General features: G+C 56.1%; 16 protein-coding genes. 7 read left to right on the top strand and 9 right to left on the bottom strand.

Going from position 1 to position 19,444, the window contains the following annotated elements; genetic code table 11:
* Window positions 1-22: 22 nt before the first annotated feature.
* Complete coding sequence (locus tag J5067_RS19525) at window positions 23-667, top strand: MotA/TolQ/ExbB proton channel family protein (RefSeq protein WP_264627497.1); 645 nt, start codon at window positions 23-25, stop codon at window positions 665-667.
* Complete coding sequence (locus J5067_RS19520; protein ID WP_264627496.1) at window positions 660-1,910, top strand: phospholipase D-like domain-containing protein; 1,251 nt, start codon at window positions 660-662, stop codon at window positions 1,908-1,910. The genes J5067_RS19525 and J5067_RS19520 overlap by 8 nt, the downstream gene beginning before the upstream one ends.
* A 139-nt stretch (window positions 1,911-2,049) precedes the next feature.
* Here the strand turns inward: J5067_RS19520 and J5067_RS19515 are convergent, their stop codons facing one another.
* The 5 genes from J5067_RS19515 to glnA form a co-directional block, all read right to left on the bottom strand.
* Window positions 2,050-2,172, bottom strand: a complete 123-nt coding sequence (locus J5067_RS19515) for a YshB family small membrane protein (protein WP_264627495.1) — start codon at window positions 2,170-2,172, stop codon at window positions 2,050-2,052.
* 291 nt (window positions 2,173-2,463) lie between these two features.
* Entirely contained in the window at window positions 2,464-3,876 is a 1,413-nt protein-coding gene (gene glnG / locus J5067_RS19510; RefSeq protein ID WP_264625995.1) for a nitrogen regulation protein NR(I), read from the bottom strand.
* A gap of 8 nt (window positions 3,877-3,884) precedes the next feature.
* The gene (glnL, locus tag J5067_RS19505) at window positions 3,885-4,934 is read right to left on the bottom strand and encodes a nitrogen regulation protein NR(II) (RefSeq protein ID WP_222158693.1); all 1,050 of its coding nucleotides are present in this window, start codon (window positions 4,932-4,934) and stop codon (window positions 3,885-3,887) included.
* Between the two features lie 50 nt (window positions 4,935-4,984).
* Window positions 4,985-5,155, bottom strand: coding sequence for a hypothetical protein (locus J5067_RS19500; protein ID WP_264625994.1), 171 nt, complete (start codon window positions 5,153-5,155; stop codon window positions 4,985-4,987).
* A 17-nt stretch (window positions 5,156-5,172) separates the two neighbouring features.
* The gene (gene glnA, locus J5067_RS19495; RefSeq protein WP_264645333.1) at window positions 5,173-6,582 is read right to left on the bottom strand and encodes a glutamate--ammonia ligase; all 1,410 of its coding nucleotides are present in this window, start codon (window positions 6,580-6,582) and stop codon (window positions 5,173-5,175) included.
* 371 nt (window positions 6,583-6,953) lie between these two features.
* Here glnA and typA point away from each other — a divergent pair, with 371 nt between their 5' ends.
* A complete protein-coding gene (typA, locus tag J5067_RS19490) occupies window positions 6,954-8,777 on the top strand; it encodes a ribosome-dependent GTPase TypA (protein ID WP_264645334.1) in 1,824 nt (607 codons plus the stop codon).
* Between the two features lie 119 nt (window positions 8,778-8,896).
* Here the strand turns inward: typA and J5067_RS19485 are convergent, their stop codons facing one another.
* The gene (locus J5067_RS19485) at window positions 8,897-10,429 is read right to left on the bottom strand and encodes an MFS transporter (protein ID WP_264651818.1); all 1,533 of its coding nucleotides are present in this window, start codon (window positions 10,427-10,429) and stop codon (window positions 8,897-8,899) included.
* 129 nt (window positions 10,430-10,558) lie between these two features.
* Between J5067_RS19485 and J5067_RS19480 the strand changes: the two genes are divergently transcribed.
* The 4 genes from J5067_RS19480 (at window position 10,559) to fabY (ending at window position 13,838) form a co-directional block, all read left to right on the top strand.
* Window positions 10,559-11,482 carry a LysR family transcriptional regulator gene (locus J5067_RS19480; protein ID WP_264651817.1) on the top strand — a complete coding sequence of 308 codons (924 nt, stop codon included), beginning with the start codon at window positions 10,559-10,561 and terminating at the stop codon, window positions 11,480-11,482.
* 198 nt (window positions 11,483-11,680) lie between these two features.
* Window positions 11,681-12,319 carry a glucose-1-phosphatase gene (yihX, locus tag J5067_RS19475; RefSeq protein WP_264645337.1) on the top strand — a complete coding sequence of 213 codons (639 nt, stop codon included), beginning with the start codon at window positions 11,681-11,683 and terminating at the stop codon, window positions 12,317-12,319.
* A gap of 68 nt (window positions 12,320-12,387) precedes the next feature.
* Window positions 12,388-12,825, top strand: a complete 438-nt coding sequence (gene dtd / locus J5067_RS19470) for a D-aminoacyl-tRNA deacylase (RefSeq protein WP_264645338.1) — start codon at window positions 12,388-12,390, stop codon at window positions 12,823-12,825.
* A gap of 71 nt (window positions 12,826-12,896) precedes the next feature.
* On the top strand, window positions 12,897-13,838 hold the full coding sequence (fabY, locus tag J5067_RS19465) for a fatty acid biosynthesis protein FabY (RefSeq protein ID WP_264651816.1): 942 nt from the start codon (window positions 12,897-12,899) through the stop codon (window positions 13,836-13,838).
* A 12-nt stretch (window positions 13,839-13,850) separates the two neighbouring features.
* Here fabY and J5067_RS19460 read toward each other — a convergent pair whose 3' ends face one another.
* From J5067_RS19460 to recG, 3 genes are all read right to left on the bottom strand, one after another.
* On the bottom strand, window positions 13,851-15,545 hold the full coding sequence (locus J5067_RS19460) for an AsmA family protein (RefSeq protein WP_264651815.1): 1,695 nt from the start codon (window positions 15,543-15,545) through the stop codon (window positions 13,851-13,853).
* Between the two features lie 161 nt (window positions 15,546-15,706).
* Window positions 15,707-17,101, bottom strand: a complete 1,395-nt coding sequence (locus J5067_RS19455; protein ID WP_264651814.1) for an NCS2 family protein — start codon at window positions 17,099-17,101, stop codon at window positions 15,707-15,709.
* A 248-nt stretch (window positions 17,102-17,349) separates the two neighbouring features.
* Window positions 17,350-19,434 (bottom strand): ATP-dependent DNA helicase RecG, encoded by a 2,085-nt coding sequence (gene recG, locus J5067_RS19450; protein WP_264651813.1) that lies wholly within the window; start codon window positions 19,432-19,434, stop codon window positions 17,350-17,352.
* Window positions 19,435-19,444 lie beyond the last annotated feature (10 nt).

Raw genomic sequence — 19,444 nt, 5'->3', positions numbered from 1 at the left:
CCGAAGGAAAACAACACCCGTTATGAACGCAAACGATCTGCACGATATTATTTTCTACGCGATGTATGCCTCGCTGGTGGCGGCACTGATCATCATCATTGAACGTGGGCTGTTCTTTGCCTATACGCGCCGTCAGACCACGCGCTTGCTCCGCGCGCTGACCGCCGATATTCGCCATCTTCACGATCTTCCCGCTGAGCTCAGCCAGCGCAGCAGTCTGCCAGCCACGCTGATTGCACCGCTGCTGCCGCAGGCGGCAAATCGCGACCGTGATGAGCTCAACGATCTGATCGATACCCAATATCTGCAAAGCAAACCACACATGACGCGCGGGCTGTGGTTGCTGGAAACCATTGTGACGGCAGCGCCGCTGCTGGGTCTGCTGGGCACCATTATGGGGATTATTGAAACCTTTAAGGCGCTCTCGGCTGCCGGGATTTCTGATCCAAGCCAGGTCTCCGCCGGGATGGGGACGGCGCTGTATGCCACGGGGTTGGGGATTGCTATCGCGCTGGTGTGCTTGTTGGGAAACAACTTCCTGCAAAGCCGCATGGAGCACATTAATGATGCGCTGAAAGTGCTGTTGCTGCGGGCCGGATTGCCACATACCCGCCAGACCGTCAAGCCTGCGGCGGTGCAGGAAAATGGGGTAAAGCGCTATGCGTAGCGCGTGGGCTATCAAACGCGCAGGGCGGCGTTGGGCTGCGTGCGTTGGGCTCGGGCTGTGTTTTTTTACCCCCTCGGCGCTGGCGGATTTTAGCATTCCCGGTTATGAGTTGGTGTATACCGCGCCGGTAGAGACCGCGCTACAGGCCCCGGATCTGCGTGCACCGGATGCCGTTTGGCGTGCGCTGTTTGATGACGCGCAGCATAGCCTGTCGTTGGGGGAGTTCTACGTTGCCAATCAGCGCGGCTCGCGGCTGGATTCGGTGTTGCAGCATCTGCGCAGTGCAGGGGAGCGCGGTGTGCGTATTCGCTTTCTGCTGGAAGAGAAGGGCATCGCTCTTTCAACGCCAGAAACCCTGGCGCAGTTGAAAGCCATTCCCAATCTGGAACTGCGGGTTATTCCTTACGGTAAGCTGACCGGCGGGATCCTGCATGCGAAATACCTGCTGGTGGATGGCAAACGCGCCTACGTTGGCAGCCAAAATTTTGACTGGCGTTCGCTTGAGCATATTCACGAAACCGGGCTGCTTATCGACGATCCCAATGTGGTTAAACAGCTCAATGCGGTATTTGAGCAGGATTGGCAGGCGCAGGAAGCACTGGCGCAAGGCATCGCCGTCAAACCCGTGATGCAAGCGGCCGAGCAGGATGATTCGCGCCCGGATAACTATCTGGTTGCCAGCCCCAAAGCGTTCAACCCACCGGGCGTGCTGGATTCTGAAGCGGAATTACCACGCTTACTGGCGCAAGCGAAAACCCGCGTGCGCATCCAGGTGATGGACTACGCGCCACTGTCATACGGCCCGAACCGTACTCGTCCTTACTATGCGGTGATGGATAATGCGTTACGCAGCGCGGCGGCACGTGGGGTGAAGGTGGAGTTAATGGTGGCGAACTGGAGCACCAAAAAGCCGAACATTGCTTATCTTAAAAGTTTGGCTGTGCTGCCAAACGTTGAGGTGAAAATCGTGACGTTGCCTGAGGCAAACAGCGGCTTCATCCCCTTTGCCCGCGTGATTCACAGCAAGGTCATGACCATTGATCAGCAAAAAGCCTGGGTCGGCACCAGCAACTGGAGCGGTGGTTATCTTGATAACTCGCGCAATCTGGAGATTGTGATGCAAAGTCCGGCGATGGCCGCGCGTATTGATGGGTTGTACGCCCAGTTGTGGAACAGTGAGTACGCGCAACCGGTTCAACTGGATAAGGATTATCCAGCCCCACGTCCCGGTGGGGCACATTGAGTCAAGGCAAAAAAAACGCCCCGAGGTTAGCGGGGCGTTTTCAGGTTAACACTTTTTATATTCAAACAACGTCATCATCGAGATGATGGGGGATGTTATTGTGATATAGGACATCAGCCCGATGGCGTGTCGGTCAGGCCTAAATAAAGAAATTGATCAATGCAGCGCACAGAATCGCAGCAATGGCAGTTTGCGGTGAGTGACTCGCCGCTGCGCCAAGCTCTGCGCCGTGCGTCGCCGCAGAAATAAGTGAATCTAGCATGGTACTTTCTCCTGAATCAGCGACACGATCATACTGCCGGCTTGTTTTATGTAAAGAGCAAAATATCGACAATTTTGTGCGCTGGCTTGTAATTCCTGGCGATACTGGTGAGGGCACGGTAAACGGAGCGTGAGCGTCACGCTTGTCATTGTTATCGGTGTTAGCTGGGGGAAACCATTCTGGTGAAATGCGCGTCATCTGTCGGCGATTCCCACCTTGGCGGGATGGGCTAGCGTGGGGAAGGTTCACGGCCATCATGCTGCTGATGGCCGTCGGTAATACGTGTTGCGGTTATTCCATTCCCAGCTCTTTGAGCTTGCGCGTCAGGGTGTTACGTCCCCATCCCAACAGGCGAGCGGCCTCTTGCTTATGACCTTGCGTATGGCGTAACGCGGTGGTGAGCAGCGTTCTTTCCATCTCTGGCTGCGCTTCGGAGAGCAGGTTTTGATGACCGGAACGCAGTGCCCGATCGGCCCATTGCGCCAGCAGGGTTGCCCAACTGTCCGGCAGCATGTGCACCGTGGCATCGGGGGCCGTGGTTTCAAACAGCTCTGGCGGCAGATCCTGAATCAGCACCTCTTGCCCGGCGGCCATGACGGTCAGCCAGCGGCAGGTGTTCTCCAACTGACGCACGTTACCCGGCCAGGGCAGGCGCGTCAGTGCGGTTTCCGTTTCAGGATGCAGATTTTTCGGCTCCACGCCCAGCTCTTTGGCCGTTGCCTGCAAGAAGTAGCGTGCCAGCCGCGGAATATCTTCGCGACGTTCACGCAGTGGAGGCAGATGGACGCGAATCACATTGAGGCGGTGAAACAGGTCTTCGCGAAATTTACCTTCCTGAACGCGCAGTTCCAGGTTCTGGTGGGTAGCAGCGATGATACGCACATCTACCTTCACTGCCGCATAGCCACCGACGCGGTAGAACTGCCCGTCAGCCAATACGCGCAACAGCCGCGTTTGCACATCCAGCGGCATATCGCCGATTTCATCCAGAAACAGGGTGCCGCCATCAGCCTGCTCAAAGCGTCCCTGGCGAATCTGATTCGCGCCGGTAAACGCCCCTTTTTCGTGACCAAACAGCTCTGATTCGATCAGATCCTTGGGGATGGCCGCCATATTCAAGGCGATAAACGGTGCTTTGGCGCGCGGACTGTGGCGATGCAGCGCATGTGCCACCAGTTCTTTACCGGTTCCTGATTCCCCGTTGATCAGCACGCTAATGGATGAGCGGGAGAGTCTGCCAATAATGCGGAACACATCCTGCATGGCAGGCGCTTCACCAATGATATCGGTGGTGGGGCCATTGAGCGGTTGCGCGCGGACCGGCTGCTGCTGTTCAAGATAGTGGCTGATCGCACGTTCAACCAAGGCGACGGCCTCGTCGATATCGAACGGCTTGGGCAGATAATCAAATGCGCCCTGTTGGTAAGCGCTTACCGCCGCATCCAGATCGGAGTGCGCGGTCATAATAATCACCGGCAGCATCGGATGACGCTGTTTGATCTGTTGCAGCAGCGCCAGACCGTCCATACCCGGCATGCGGATATCGGACAGCAGCACATCCGGCGTTTGGGTTGCCAGCGCGTGCAGCGCCTGATTTCCGTTATCAAAGGTGGCACAGGTTAACCCCGCCCCAGTGAGCGCGCGCTCCAGCACCCAACGGATGGAGCTATCGTCATCGACAATCCAGACTATCCCTCGTTGCATCGTGAACCTCACTGGCGAATGGGCAGGTAAACCGAGAATTCGGTATGGCCTGGCCAACTGTTAAATTCAATTTTTCCCGAATGCTGATCGATCAGGCTGCGCGCGATAGATAATCCCAGCCCGGTGCCCCCTTCGCGACCGCTTACCATCGGGTAAAACAGCGTGTCTTGCAGCTGAGCGGGTACGCCTGGGCCATCGTCTTCGATATCAATACGCGCCGCCAGGCGATAACGCACGCCGTGCAGCGTGAGTTGAAAAGCGGTGCGCGTGCGCAGCGTAATGGTGCCGCCTTCTTTACCCAGCGCCTGTAGCGCATTGCGGGTAATGTTCAACAGCACTTGCTCAATCTGGTCTGGGTCGTGGGTCAGCTCTGGCAGGCTGGGATCGTAATCTTTCACCAGCGTCACGTTGTCGGGTTTTTCCAACGAGACCAACTTGCAGACGCGCTCAACCACCTGATGAATGCTTTGCGTGACGTGTAAACCCGGCTGCTGCGGCCCTAATAACCGGTCCACCAGATTGCGCAGGCGATCGGCCTGCTCAATGATCACTTTGGTGTATTCTGTCAGCGCCGGGTCGGGCAGCGCTTTGGCCAACAGCTGTGCTGCGCCGCGCAATCCGCCGAGCGGATTCTTGATTTCATGCGCCAGGCCGCGCACCAAATCACGCGCTGCCTGCTGCTGAGAGTGTTGTAATTGTTCCTGGCTGAGGCGGCGCTGGTTGTCCATCGGCGCCATCTCCAACAGGATAAAACTGTGTTGAATGCGTTGTGCGGTGAGCGACATGATGTGTGCTCTGCCATCGACAACGATAGTCACTTCGTTATCCGTAAATCCTTGACCCGCGTTGAGGCTTTCGCGCATCAGCTCAATATTTAGCGAAAAATAGCTGAGCAGATCCGGCAACGGTGTTCCCGCCAATTTACGTGAACTTTGCGCCAGCAACTGCTGGGCAGCCGGATTGGAATAGTGGATTGCCAGGTCGTTATCCAGCAATAAAATACTATTGATCAAAGAATTGAGGATCTGCCCAGCATCGGGCAGCGTGCCTGTTGCCATAACGCAGACTCCTGCACCCTCGCGGTGCATTGTAGTGTAGATGATGGATGTTACGTCGCAACGGCCAATATTGATGATAAAGAAATAAGGCCGATGGTGAAAAAAGCCCATCCGAAGATGGGCTGAAAAGTTTCCACGGCAACAAAAACAAACTTCTTATAATTCTGTTGATGCTCGGTCATGGCAGGGTTCAGCACGCCCACCACGCCGAGGTAAATCATAGGTACGCAGTCGTTGATTAAACGCTGTAGTACAGTTCGAACTCAACCGGGTGCGGCGTCATGCGAACGCGATCGTTCTCTTCACGGCGCAGACCGATGTAAGCATCGATAGCGTCGTCAGTGAACACGCCGCCTGCCGTCAGGAATGCACGGTCAGCGTCCAGCGCGTTCAGTGCTTCTTCCAGAGAGCCTGCAACCTGTGGGATTTCATTCGCTTCTTCCGGCGGCAGATCGTACAGGTTTTTGTCCATGGCATCGCCAGGGTGGATCTTGTTCTTGATACCATCCAGACCGGCCATCAGCAGTGCGGCAAAGCACAGGTACGGGTTAGCCGCCGGGTCCGGGAAGCGCACTTCGATACGTGCTGCTTTCGGGCTGGAGACGAACGGGATACGGATAGAAGCAGAACGGTTACGTGCGGAGTACGCCAGCATTACCGGAGCTTCATAACCCGGGACCAGACGCTTGTAAGAGTTGGTGGTCGGGTTGGACAGGGCGTTGATCGCTTTAGCATGTTTGATGACACCGCCGATGTAGAACAGTGCTTCTTCAGACAGGCCAGCGTATTTGTCGCCGGAGAATTTGTTGGTGCCGCCTTTGGACAGGGACATGTGGCAGTGCATGCCAGAGCCGTTGTCACCGAACATCGGTTTCGGCATAAAGGTGGCGGTTTTGCCGTAAGCGTGCGCTACGTTGTGAACAACGTATTTGTAGATCTGAATTTCGTCCGCTTTTTTGGTCATGGTGTTGAAGCGGGTTGCCACTTCGTTCTGACCAGCAGTCGCCACTTCGTGGTGGTGAGCTTCAACCACCAGGCCCATTTGCTCCATTACCTGACACATCTGGGAGCGGATATCCTGAGCGGAGTCAACCGGCGGAACCGGGAAGTAACCGCCTTTCACTGCCGGACGGTGGCCTTTGTTGCCGCCTTCGTATTTGGTGCCGGAGTTCCATGCGCCTTCGATATCATCGATAGCAACGTGAGAGCCGGAGATGCTGCTGCCGAAACGGATGTCGTCAAACAGGAAGAATTCAGGTTCTGGCCCAAACAGAACGGTATCCGCGATACCGGTGGAACGCAGGTACTCTTCAGCGCGTTTTGCGATGGAGCGCGGGTCGCGATCGTAACCTTGCATGGTGTTCGGTTCCAGAATGTCACAACGAATGATCAGCGTCGTGTCTTCATAGAACGGGTCCAGTACTGCGGTGCTCGCGTCAGGCATCAGTACCATGTCGGATTCGTTGATACCTTTCCAGCCACCAATAGAGGAGCCGTCGAACATTTTGCCTTCTTCGAAGAAGTCAGCGCTAACCTGGTGAGCTGGAATGGTGACGTGCTGCTCTTTACCCTTGGTGTCGGTAAAGCGTAAGTCGACGAATTTAACGTCGTGTTCGTTCAGCATCGTCAAAACATGTTCTGCGGACATACTTGGATCTCCCGATTTGTCATTTATCGTCGTGGAACGAATATCGTTATGGAATGATGTTTGTTACCGTAATAGGGTTTAAGCTAAAATCATGCCAACTCTACGCATGTGGTTGGGAGGCGTTGTTTTCAGGCTTTCGTTGAAGGCAGTGCCTGCACCATTAGCGTTCGTTGCACTATTATGGTTCATAATCACCAAAATAGTGCACTGTTTGTGTGCGTTTGTTTACTTTCTCTGCGCCGTTGCACCGTGAAAGGGATCACAAAGCAAGCACCCCTGGGTTGTTTATCGCTTAGGAGTGTGATCTTGTTTGGTCCCTCGCTTAATCCGTGTACAATAGCGCGCTATTTCTAAATGCCTGAGGCAAAGCTGTGATCGAGAATTTGCGTAACATTGCTATTATTGCGCACGTTGACCATGGGAAAACAACCCTGGTTGACAAGCTGCTACAACAATCTGGAACATTGGGTGAACGAAATGACGCCACCGAGCGCGTTATGGATTCCAACGATCTGGAAAAAGAACGCGGTATCACCATTCTGGCGAAGAACACTGCCATTAACTGGAGAGATTACCGTATCAATATCGTTGACACCCCAGGACACGCCGATTTCGGTGGTGAAGTGGAGCGTGTAATGTCCATGGTCGATTCAGTGCTGCTGCTGGTAGACGCAATGGACGGCCCGATGCCCCAGACCCGTTTCGTTACCCAAAAAGCTTTTGCCTATGGCCTGAAACCGATTGTGGTCATCAACAAAGTTGACCGTCCGGGCGCGCGCCCTGACTGGGTCGTCGATCAGGTGTTCGATCTGTTCGTCAACCTGGGTGCAACTGATGAACAACTGGACTTCCCTATCGTTTACGCGTCTGCGTTGATGGGTACCTCCGGTTTGGATCACGAAGACATGGCGGAAGACATGACGCCGCTGTTCGAAGCGATCGTCAAACACGTTGAAGCGCCGAGCGTCGATCTGGACGGTCCGCTGCAAATGCAAATCTCCCAGCTGGACTACAACAGCTATGTGGGTGTTATCGGTATCGGCCGTATCAAACGCGGTCGTATCAAACCGAACCAGCAAGTGACGATTATCGATGCGGAAGGTAAACGCCGTAACGGTAAAGTGGGTCAGGTGTTGGGCCATTTGGGTTTGCAACGTATCGAATCTGAAGTGGCGGAAGCGGGCGATATCATCGCTATCACTGGTCTGGGTGAACTGAACATCTCTGACACCATCTGTGATACCGCTAGCGTCGAAGCTCTGCCGCCGTTGTCCGTGGATGAGCCGACCGTAACCATGTCTTTCGGGGTAAACACCTCGCCGTTCTGCGGAAAGGAAGGCAAGTTCGTGACCTCTCGTCAGATTCTGGATCGTCTGAAGAAAGAGCTGGTACACAACGTTGCGCTGCGTGTAGAAGAAACCGAAGACCCGGATACCTTCCGTGTGTCTGGCCGTGGCGAACTGCACCTGTCTGTGCTGATCGAAAACATGCGTCGTGAAGGTTTTGAACTGGCTGTGTCTCGTCCGAAAGTTATCTTCCGTGACATCGACGGCCGTCGTCAGGAACCGTTCGAAACGGTGACGCTGGATATCGAAGATCAGCATCAGGGTTCCGTGATGGAAGCGCTGGGTCTGCGTAAAGGTGAACTGCGCGATATGAACCCGGACGGTAAAGGCCGTGTGCGTCTGGATTATATTATCCCGAGCCGTGGCTTGATTGGCTTCCGTACGGATTTCTTGACCATGACGTCCGGTACCGGTCTGCTGTACTCCACCTTTAGCCACTACGACGATGTGCGTCCGGGCGATATCGGCCAGCGTCAGAACGGCGTGCTGATCTCTAACGGTCAGGGTAAAGCGGTAGCCTATGCGCTGTTCAGCTTGCAGGAGCGCGGTAAGTTGTTCCTGGGTCACGGTGCAGAAGTGTATGAAGGCCAGGTTATCGGTATTCACACTCGCTCCAATGACCTGACGGTCAACTGCCTGACCGGTAAGAAACTGACCAACATGCGTGCTTCCGGTACTGATGAAGCCACCGTGCTGGTGCCAGCGGTGAAAATGTCGCTGGAGCAAGCGTTGGAATTTATCGATGACGATGAATTGGTTGAAGTGACTCCGCAGTCTATCCGTCTGCGTAAACGTCACCTGACCGAAAACGATCGCCGTCGCGCCAACCGCGGGCCGAAAGAGGGCTAATTCGCCGCTCTTTACCAAACCGTTCCAGGGCGCTTACAGGCGCCCTGCCTTTTTTCCTGTCGCGTTGATTCCCTTCCTGCCTTCGCCTGTGTTGACCCTGATGATGTGCTTATTGAAGCTCAATACGTCACCTCTGGCTCACGTAACGTCGCGAGGCATACCACAGCCGTGAGTGCCGAGAGCACCGCTAATACCACAAAGATGCTGTGAAAAGCTGACGTGTAGGCATTATTTGCCAGCTCGATAATGATTCCGTCCCTAATGCTATCCGTAGTGGAAAAACTACCGTGTCCGGCGCTAGCCCCCATTTGATTTGCCATCGCGGTGGCGTTTTTCGGTAATATCAGTGACTCAACCTCGGCCACTGCGTGCAGATTCGCTGCCGTCAAACTCACCAACATGGCTCCGATGGCGGTAATGGCGATGGCTTCTCCGGCTACGCGCATGGTGGTAAAGATACCGGCAGCCATCCCTGCGCGTGCTTTGGGAACGACACTGACCGACAAGGCATCCATCAAGCCCCAGGGCAGCCCGTTGCCGATGCCAACCAGCAGCATGGGGAGCGCCATTGACCATAAGCCCCCGTCCGGAGACAAGCGAGTCAACAGCCAGGTACCGAGCGCGGAGATGAGAAAACCAATGCCCGACAGCAAACCGGGTGATACGTACTGGGCCGCCCGCCCTGCCAGCAGCGGTACTACCAGCATCGGCGCTGTCAGCGGCACGATAGCCAGGCCTGCCGTAAATGCATCGCGCCCTTGGACGGTAATGAACCAAATAGGCACGTAGACGATCAGCGCGATGAAACTGAAACCGGTCGCCACGGGCAACAACTGGACGCCGATGAAGCGCGGGTAGCGGAATAAGAAGAGGTCCAGCATGGGATGTTGACGCCGACGCTCCACGACAACAAACGCGCCTAGCAGGAAAAGGGTGCTGCCCAATAGCGACAGTACGCGCAGGCTCGCCCAGCCGTCTTGCGGCCCGCGGGCGATGCTGAACGTCAGCGACACCAATGCCGCAGTGAACAGCACCGTGCCTGGCCAATCAATGCCTTTTGCCTCTGGGTCACGAGACTCCCTGATCCGCCGCGTCCCCAGCATCAGAACCAAGGCTGCGATCAGTGCGATGGCAAAATAGAGTGAGCGCCAACCCAACCGTTCTATCATAAACCCTGAGGCCATTGGTCCGAATGCAAGACCAACACCGAACGCTGTCCCGAGGAAGCTGAAAGCCCGTGTGCGTTCTTTTCCCTCAAACTCCTGCGCCAGTAGCGAGGTGGCTGAGGTGAGTACCAAGGCCCCGCCAACGCCTTCGGCGGCGCGCATCAGATTGAGCAGTAGCAGATTTGGGGTCAAGCCGATCAACAGTGACATCGTGATGAATATCCAAATCCCTGCCATGAAGCAACGTTTGCGGCCGATTTGGTCGCCGATGGCACCCGCTGCCATCACGCAACTGCCAAATGCGATGGCGTAGGCATTCACGATCCAACTCAAGCTAGATTGATCCCCGCCCAAGTCGCGGCCAACCGCGGGAATTGAAATTGCCGGACCCGTGAATACCAGCGGGATGATAGTGGCACAGACGCAGATCGCCGCCAGTACCTTGTAGCGGTCGCCGGTTGCTGCCGGTATTGGTGTTTTGCTCATTCCTGCTCCAATGTGTCCTCCCGTCGGTGTATCTGGCTGAGGACGTAATGATTTCCTCACAGCTTAATTGATTCGTTTTTATCTGATAATATGATGTGATTGAACATTACCTCTGCAAAAAATGCATATATGAACGGCACGGAGTTTGAGCAGATTACGGCCTTTCTTGCTGCCGTCGAGCATGGCGGTTTCACTGCGGCTAGTCAGGCATTGGGGCGAGATGGCTCCATCCTCTCGCGGCGCGTTACTGCATTGGAAAAGCGCCTGGGAGTGCGTCTTATGGAACGCACTACGCGGCGACTGGCATTAACGGAAGCCGGTGAGCGTTTTTACCAACGCATGCGCGGCGCTCTGCACGTTATGCTGGATATCGAGCAGGACACGGCAGCGGCGGCGGTGGGTGTGCGCGGCACGCTGCGCATCGCCTTGCCCGCCTCCTTTGGTCGGATGTGGATTGCGCCCATTCTTCCGGCGTTCCTCGCCACCTATCCCGATCTTTTCGTAGAAACCGCGTTGGAAGACCGCTATGTCGACCTGGTGGCGGAGTCCTTTGATGCGGCTGTTCGCATCGGAACCTTGGCTGATAGCCGATTGGTGGCTCGCAGGTTGGCACCTTCGCGGCGTATGCTCTGTGCATCACCGGCCTATTTGCACAAGCACGGTGTGCCTGCTCGGCCGGTTGATCTTGCTCAACACGCCTGCCTGGGGTTCTCTCGTCTGGCCTCGCATCCCCTTTGGACGCTGCGTGATGGCGATAAAATGACGACGGTGCGGATAGCCGGGCCGCTGGTCACGGATGACGCAAGTAGTCTTGTGCAGGCTGCCGTCTCTGGTTTAGGCATCGCGATGGTATCCGACTGGTTAGCGGGACCGGAACTGTGCAGCGGTCGGCTGGTGCCTGTGCTACCCGACTGTCCAGTGGAAAACGACGAGGCTATCTATCTGGTGCATCCCTCTGCGCGACTGGTTCCAGCCAAAACGCGGGCGTTCGGCAGTTGGATTGCCCAGGCGCTGGCTACAAGGCCATGGCTACATCAGGACGTTACTGACTAACGGGCCTCCTCAGGCCTGTTCAATACCGCCATGCAGGCGGCCTTTTTGTTCGATGGGGTTGTCGTTTTTGGTTGGTCATCGCTATCCTCTTACTGCTAACCGTGAGTATTTCGTATACGTTTTAGTTATGTTCCTCCCTATTCAGCCGTCATGTTTCCCGCTACAGTGAAAAAACAACCATGACGTCTGGAGGGCGAAATGCTTTATATCTTTGATTTGGGTAACGTTGTCATTGATATCGATTTCAACCGCGTGTTGGGCGTGTGGAGTAAGCTGAGCGGTGTGCCACTCGCCACGCTGAAAGAGCGCTTTACCATGGATGAAGCCTTTGAATTGCACGAACGGGGTGAGATCAGTGATGAAGACTTTGGTGCCCGACTGAGTCAAGAAATGGGCATGCTGCTGAGCTACGAGCAGTTTACTGCGGGCTGGCAGGCCATTTTTGTCGCGCTGCGCCCTGAAGTGCTGGATGTAATGAAGCAACTGCGCCAGCAAGGGCATCGTGCCGTTATTTTGTCCAACACCAATCGCCTGCACTGTGCACATTGGCCCGCCCTGTTCCCCGAAGTGGCCGAGGCCGCCGATAGCCTGTATCTGTCGCAGGATATCGGGATGCGTAAGCCAGAGGCGAGAATTTATCAGTATGTGCTGACGCAGGAGCAGGCAACCCCGGCGCAAACGGTATTCTTCGATGATAACGAGCAGAATATTGCTGCCGCGCAGGCGTTGGGGATCCACAGTATTTTGGTGACCGATCGCGACACGGTGCCGCAGTTTTTTGCCGAACACCCCGTTCCCCCTGCACACAATACCGTCGCTAACGCGGATAAGCTGTGATAAAAACGGTTGGCATTTTTGATAATAAATCGATTAAAAGAACAGCGGTCCAGGAGTAGTTGTCGTTTATGATTGCGTTAATTCAGCGTGTTACCCGCGCCAGTGTGACGGTGGACAATGCCATTGTTGGGGAGATTGCAGGCGGATTGCTGGTGCTGTTAGGCGTCGAGCAAGGGGATGATGAACGTAAGGCGGCACGGCTGTGTGAGCGCGTGCTTGGCTATCGCATTTTCAGCGATGAGCAGGGCAAGATGAACCTCAACGTGCAGCAAACCGGGGGCAGCGTGTTGGTGGTATCGCAGTTCACGCTGGCGGCGGATACGCAAAAAGGTATGCGCCCCAGTTTTTCCCGCGGTGCGGAACCTGCCGAGGCGGACCGGCTGTATCAGTTTTTTGCCGCCCAGTGCCGTGAACGTGGCACCCATACGGAGACCGGCCGCTTTGCGGCCGATATGCAGGTTGCCTTGGTTAACGACGGGCCAGTCACTTTCTGGCTTCAGGTGTGACGATGCCGTGCGCGTCCGCGCACCCATTGTCACCGATGCGCAGTACAGCCAATCGGAAGGAGGGGGAGGGAATGTATCACCTGAGAGTGCCTGAAACCGCTGAAGAGATGGATGCCTACTACCAGTTCCGTTGGGAGATGCTGCGTAAGCCATTGCATCAGCCGTTAGGTTCAGAGCGCGATGCCTATGACGCGCTGGCGCACCATCAGACCGTGGTGGACGAGCATGGGCGGTTGGTGGCGATCGGTCGTCTCTCCATTAATGCCGATAATGAAGCCGCTATTCGCTTTATGGCGGTGCATCCCAGTGTGCGATGCAAAGGGCTGGGCACGCTGGTGGCGATGACGCTGGAATCCGTCGCGCGTCAGGAAGGCGTCAAGCGCGTGGTATGCAGTGCGCGTGAGGATGCGGTTGAGTTCTTCACCACGCTGGGTTTTTCCCTGCAAGGGGAGATCAGCGCACCGCAAACGACCCCGGTTCGTCATTATCTGATGACCAAACCCATTGCTTCTCTGGATGATATCCTGCATCGCCCTGACTGGTGCGCGCAGTTGCAGCAAGCCTGGTACGACCATATCCCCCTCAGTGAGAAAATGGGCGTGCGAATCAACCAATATACCGGGCAGAAATTTATCACCACCATGCCGGAAACGGGTAACCAGAATCCGCACCATACGCTGTTTGCCGGTAGCCTGTTTTCATTGGCGACCCTGACCGGATGGGGGCTGATTTGGCTATTGCTGCGTGAACGGCATCTGGGGGGCACCATTATTCTGGCCGATGCGCATATTCGTTACAGTTCGCCGATTACCGGCCGCCCCAGCGCGGTGGCCTGCCTTGGCTCGCTGAGCGGCAACCTCACGCGTCTGGCGCGCGGGCTCAAAGCGCGCGTGCAACTGAACGTCGAGCTGTTTGGCGATGATAAATCCGGCGCGGTGTTTGAAGGGGTGTATATCGTGCTACCCGCGCAGCCTGCCGATCCCTTGGAAAAAGGCGGCTCGGAAGCGGGGTAGCCGCCACGGTCATTAGTGCGCGGTGCTCACTTCACCGTGTTGAATCTGCTGCCTTACGCCAGTGCCATCGCTGGTGGTCCCTTGTAACAGGCCGTTCAGCGTCGGTTTCAGCGGCGTGTTGGCGGCCAGATTTCCCGTTAAGCGCAGTTGCAAATTGCTGTCGGCACTGGGCAGTGTCTCAGAGGGGGGCCAGCCCCAGTGTGTCAGGGTATCCATCGGCACCGAACGCCCGTTTAATGACAGCGTGAACGCACGACCAGGCTGCTGCTCAATAGTGGCTTGTGCCTCGAGCAGGCCACGTTGCGTAAACGCACTCAGCTCGGTAATGGCAATTTGCGCATCGCCCGCGTTTAGCGCGAGTGAAGGACGGCGCACATCGAGCTTGTTAAAGGTAGCATCGCTGGCATTCAGGTTCAGCGTGCCCTGCCAGACGCCCCACTGGTGCTGACGCGCCAGCAACAGGTTATTGCCATAACCATCCAGCGCGGTGAGCTGGAACGGGAAATCCGGGTTGATATCGATGAGCAGGTTACGGTTGGCGCGGAACTTCTTCACCTCAACGTCGCTCAGCCACTCCGGCAATGTCTTCTGCCAGCGTTCACGCCAGTCCGTGGGCAGGGTGTATTCCATCCCCGCGACCACGACCTCATTCAACGTCAAACGGTGGTTATTGCGCGTCCACATGCCGTCGGTGCGCATCAAGCCGCCTTCCCAGCGGGTGGTAAACTGTTTGATGGCTACCCCTTGCGGCGAAACGGCAAGGTTAACAATAGGATCAATCAGGTGCATGCCACCGTTGACGATATCGCTGGCATTAAACGACAGCGTACCGTCGTCGCTTTCCCAGCTATGCTGGCGGAAGGTGATATTTTGCAGCGTGACGTCGAGATCGCTAAACGCCCAGCCGGGCCCTTCAATACGGGCATCTACCATATCGAAGCGGGAAACCGCCACCGAAGGCAGTTCAGCCACCGGCTGCCAGAAATCTTCCAGCGATTTGGCGGTTTGTAAACGCACATTGCTCAGGCGCAGGCTATCCACCTGCCAACTGCCATCTTCTGCGCGTCGGGCGTTACCGGTTAACTGACCGCCCGCAACGTCTGCGCCAAAATTGGTTAACCTGAGCTGGTTGTTGCTGATTTCACCCTGAATCAGCACCTGGCTGGCGGGGACATCATTGAGGCGCAGCGAGCGGGCGCTGAGTTGAAAATTGCCCTGCGTGCCGAGCAGATGCCCCGGCTCTGGCTGCCAGGGAGTGATGCCACCGTTAATTTGCTGCCCGTTCAGCGACCAATCGCCGTCTTGCGATTGCAGCGCCATGGTGCGCAATTGCAGCACATCGGCCATAAACGGAACGGCAATGCTGCTGCCAGGCAGCAGATTCAAGGTACCGCCTTCCAGTTCCAGGCTGGCAAAGTGGCTCGGTTCTGTCAGCTGACGTGCGCTTAAACCAAAGGACATTTTACGTGCCGCCAGGGACAACGGCTGCCCTTTGACGCCAAAGGTGACATCGCTGAACACGATATGGTCGGCTTCTGACCAGCTATGCTCGATTTTACCCAGAGTGAGCTGGTAGTCGGTATTGTCATTTACCCATGAGGTGACGCGGTTTGCGGCCCAGTGGGTTTGCAACACAACGTAAACGATGACCAGTGCCAACAGGACTAGCAGCAGCAAGGTGAGCAGTAGTTTCCCGAGAAATTTCATCGTATCAGTCCATGCCTTGTCATCGTGAGTACTTGTGTTATGCCGCAATTCTTCCTGCGTCTCAATACTTAACCGTGGTTACAGACAATAAAAAACGGCCAGTGTTTCCACACTGGCCGTTTTATCATACCCAAGTTGGACGCTATTGCCTCTGCCTGGTTTTATTTTTCTTCGTGCGGGAAGACAAGATTCAGAACAATCGCGGTGATACCCCCTGCGGCAATGCCGGAGGAAAGCAGGGTTTTCAGCCAATCCGGTGCGAATTGCAGAATCAGCGGCTGCTGCGATACGCCCAGGCCGACAGCCAGCGACAGTGCAATGATCATGATGGCGCGGCGGTTTAGCGGCTCGCGCGAAACAATGCGCACGCCAGAGGCCGCAATGGTGCCGAACATCACAATAGTTGCGCCGCCCAGTACCGGTTCAGGGATGTGCTGCACAAAGCCGCTGACCGCAGGGAACAGTCCCAGCACAATCAGCATCAGTGAGACGACAAAACCCACGTAGCGGCTGGCAACGCCGGTAAGCTGGATCACGCCGTTGTTTTGGCCGAAGCAGGAGTTCGGGAAGGTGTTAAAGATGGCGGACAGGCAGGAGTTCATACCGTTCGCCAACACGCCGCCTTTCAGGCGTTTCATGTAAAGCGGGCCGCTAACCGGTTGCTCGGAAACGTCGGAGGTGGCGGTGATATCACCAATGGTTTCCAGTGAGGTCACCATAAACACCAGCATTAGCGGAATCAGCAGGTTCCAGTCGAAGCCGAGGCCGTAATAGAGCGGGGTCGGGATCATGATCGCCGCGGTGTGCGTACTGGAGGTGTCTTGCGGCAACATACCCATTGCCCAGGCGGCAAAATACCCGACCGCCATGGCAATCACCAGTGAGGCCACGCGCAGGTAGGGGTTGCGCTGGCGGTTCAGCAGGATAATGACCAGCAGGACGATAGCGGCCAGCGCCAGATTCTTGGGCGCGCCGAAGGTGTGATCGTTCATGGCAGCAAAGCCGCCGCCGATCGATGTTAATCCCACCTGAATCAGCGACAGGCCGATAATCATCACCACCACGCCGGAGACCAGCGGCGTAATGATGCGGCGCGCCAGATGCAGGAAGCGGGAAAGGATGATTTCAGTGAAAGACGCCACCATCAGTGTACCGAACAGTGCGGCCATCATAGTGGGCACATCGGCACCGCCATTTTTCAGTGCCAGACCGCCCATGATTAACGGGGTAACAAAGTTAAAGCTGGTGCCTTGAATAGAAAGCAAACCCGATCCCACCGGACCCCAGGTTTTGATTTGCAGAATGGACGCCAGGCCAGAAGCGAACAGCGACATGCTGATGATGTGTTGGGTATCCTGCGCGGGCAAACCGAGTGCCTGGCAGATCAACAACGCTGGCGTAATCACCGCCACAAACATGGCCAGAAGATGCTGACTGGCGGCAAACAACGTTTGCGCTAACGGCGGTCTGTCTTCCAGACGATAAATCAATTCACTGTTACGGGGCGCAGCAGTTGGCGTCTCCGTTTGGGGCAGTTCCGTGGTGGTGGTAGTCATAATCAAGGGCGTCCTGAAACGGCAAAGAGGGCATTTTAATGATCTGCTTTGCAAAAGCAATCGTTTGCGGAACGATTATAAAACAATCTTTTGTCATGCCTGCTGACGGCGGGGATTTTTTGAATACCGCGTTATCAATGTGTGAAAAAACGTCGATTTTTTTATCGTATTGACGCGCAATTTAACGCTTCGAGGAGAGGGGCTTTACATACGCGTGCAGCACTACAAGGGCTATCGGCTCCTTGGCGCTAGGCATTGGTATAGCGCACCCGCTCCGGTAACCAGCGTTCAATCAGCGCTTTGGCATGTTCGGGATAATGGGCATGAAGATGGCGTGCCACGCGCTGTACTTCGGGGATCAGTGCCTGATCGCGCAGTAAATCCGCCACTTTAAATTCGGCGCTGCCGGTTTGTCGCGTACCCAGCAGTTCGCCGGGACCGCGAATCTCTAAGTCCCGTTGCGCAATAACGAAACCGTCGTTGCTGTCACGCATCACCTGCAAGCGCTGCTGTGCGGTTTTACTCAGCGGCGTTTTATAGAGCAACACGCAGTGAGAGGCGATGGCACCGCGTCCGACGCGACCGCGCAACTGGTGCAATTGTGCCAGGCCCAGCCGCTCTGGGTTCTCGACGATCATCAGGCTGGCGTTAGGTACATCTACCCCCACTTCAATCACCGTAGTCGCCACCAGCAGTTGCAGTTCGCCCTGTTTGAACGCCTGCATCACCGCCTGCTTCTCTTGCGCTTTCATCCGGCCGTGCACCATCCCAATCCGCAGGTCTGGCAGCGCAGCCTTCAGCCCTTCGCAGGTGGCTTCAGCGGCTTGTGCTTCCAGCAGGTCGGACTCTTCAATCAGCGTACAGACCCAATAGGCCTGACGCCCTTCTTCCCGGCAGGCACGATCGACGCGGGTGATAATATCCTCACGGCGAGAATCGGGAATGGCGACGGTTGTCACCGGCGTTCTGCCGGGCGGCAGCTCATCGATGACCGATGTATCGAGATCGGCATAGGCGGTCATTGCCAGCGTGCGCGGGATAGGTGTTGCCGTCATGATCAACTGGTGAGGATGAAAGCCCTGTTCCACCCCTTTTTCCCACAGCGCTAACCGTTGATGCACGCCGAAACGGTGCTGTTCATCGATAATCACCAGCGCTAACCCACTAAATTGCACCTGCTGCTGAAAAATGGCGTGCGTGCCCACGATCATACTGACCTGACCATTGGCGATGGCCTCTTGCTGCGCCACGCGGGCTTTGCCCTTTTGCTTGCCAGCCAACCAGCCGACCTCAATGCCAAGGGGTTCAAACCACTGGCGAAAGTTGATGGCGTGTTGTTCCGCCAGCAGCTCGGTGGGTGCCATTAGCGCCACCTGTTTACCGTTAGCGATGGCGCGCAGTGCCGCCATGGCTGCCACCAGGGTTTTTCCCGAGCCGACATCCCCTTGTACCAGACGCATCATGGGGAACGGTTTCTCCATGTCGGCTTCAATGTCGTTGATGACGCGGGTTTGCGCCTGAGTCAGCGCAAACGGGAGGGCGGCTAACAACCGCGTTTTTAATTCGTCCTGTGCTTGCAGTGCAAGGGCGCGATGGCGCTGCGCACCAGCGCGTACCGCCAGCATGCTTAAGTGATGCGCCAGCAGCTCTTCCATGATTAAACGCACTTGTGCCGGGTGTTTGCCGTGTTCAAGCTCACTCAGTTGCGTGCCCGCCGGGGGACGATGCAGAGTATGTAACGCTTCAGGCAGCCCGATCATGCCGCGGCTTAGCTCCTGCGGCAGCAGCTCTTCTATCGGCTGTGCATCCAGACGCTCCAGCGCCTGATCGGTCAATTTGCGCAGTGTGGCCTGACGCACCCCTTCTGTGGTTGGGTAAACCGGCGTCAGGGAGGCCTGTAAGTCCACCGGTTGCTGTGCGTCGCCCTGCACGCGGTATTCCGGGTGGATGATTTCCGCGCCGTTCTTGCCTCGCTTGATTTCACCGTAAGCGATAACGTGCTGGCCTGGCGCCAGGCTGTTCTTCATGGCAGCATTGAAGTTGAAGAAGCGCATCGTCAGTACGCCGCTACCGTCGCTGATCTGGCAGGTCAGCATGCGTTTGCGGCCAAAGACGATATCGTTGCGCAACACCTCACCTTCCACCGTGGCATAGATACCGGGCAGCAGGTCGCCAATCGCATAAAGGTGGGTGCGATCTTCATAACGCAGCGGCAGGTGCAGCAGCACATCCTGCACGGTTTCCAACCCGAGGCGCGCGAGTTTAGCCGCCTGACTGGCACCGACCCCCGCGAGGGTGTTCAACGGTTGGTTATTCAGCAGGTGGCTTTTCATGGATTGTCTC

Source organism: Candidatus Symbiopectobacterium sp. NZEC151, from assembly GCF_025962655.1.
Taxonomy (GTDB): Bacteria; Pseudomonadota; Gammaproteobacteria; order Enterobacterales; family Enterobacteriaceae; genus Symbiopectobacterium.
Note: the sequence above shows the minus strand (reverse complement) of the source record. Positions and strands in the feature narration are given on the sequence as shown.

Coding starts and splice junctions, on each gene's coding strand:
- J5067_RS19525 (WP_264627497.1), top strand. CDS start 23: ATGAACGCAAACGATCTGCACGATATTATTTTCTACGCGATGTATGCC.
- J5067_RS19520 (WP_264627496.1), top strand. CDS start 660: ATGCGTAGCGCGTGGGCTATCAAACGCGCAGGGCGGCGTTGGGCTGCG.
- J5067_RS19515 (WP_264627495.1), bottom strand. CDS start 2,172: ATGCTAGATTCACTTATTTCTGCGGCGACGCACGGCGCAGAGCTTGGC.
- glnG (WP_264625995.1), bottom strand. CDS start 3,876: ATGCAACGAGGGATAGTCTGGATTGTCGATGACGATAGCTCCATCCGT.
- glnL (WP_222158693.1), bottom strand. CDS start 4,934: ATGGCAACAGGCACGCTGCCCGATGCTGGGCAGATCCTCAATTCTTTG.
- J5067_RS19500 (WP_264625994.1), bottom strand. CDS start 5,155: ATGATTTACCTCGGCGTGGTGGGCGTGCTGAACCCTGCCATGACCGAG.
- glnA (WP_264645333.1), bottom strand. CDS start 6,582: ATGTCCGCAGAACATGTTTTGACGATGCTGAACGAACACGACGTTAAA.
- J5067_RS19485 (WP_264651818.1), bottom strand. CDS start 10,429: ATGAGCAAAACACCAATACCGGCAGCAACCGGCGACCGCTACAAGGTA.
- J5067_RS19480 (WP_264651817.1), top strand. CDS start 10,559: ATGAACGGCACGGAGTTTGAGCAGATTACGGCCTTTCTTGCTGCCGTC.
- yihX (WP_264645337.1), top strand. CDS start 11,681: ATGCTTTATATCTTTGATTTGGGTAACGTTGTCATTGATATCGATTTC.
- dtd (WP_264645338.1), top strand. CDS start 12,388: ATGATTGCGTTAATTCAGCGTGTTACCCGCGCCAGTGTGACGGTGGAC.
- fabY (WP_264651816.1), top strand. CDS start 12,897: ATGTATCACCTGAGAGTGCCTGAAACCGCTGAAGAGATGGATGCCTAC.
- J5067_RS19460 (WP_264651815.1), bottom strand. CDS start 15,545: ATGAAATTTCTCGGGAAACTACTGCTCACCTTGCTGCTGCTAGTCCTG.
- J5067_RS19455 (WP_264651814.1), bottom strand. CDS start 17,101: ATGACTACCACCACCACGGAACTGCCCCAAACGGAGACGCCAACTGCT.
- recG (WP_264651813.1), bottom strand. CDS start 19,434: ATGAAAAGCCACCTGCTGAATAACCAACCGTTGAACACCCTCGCGGGG.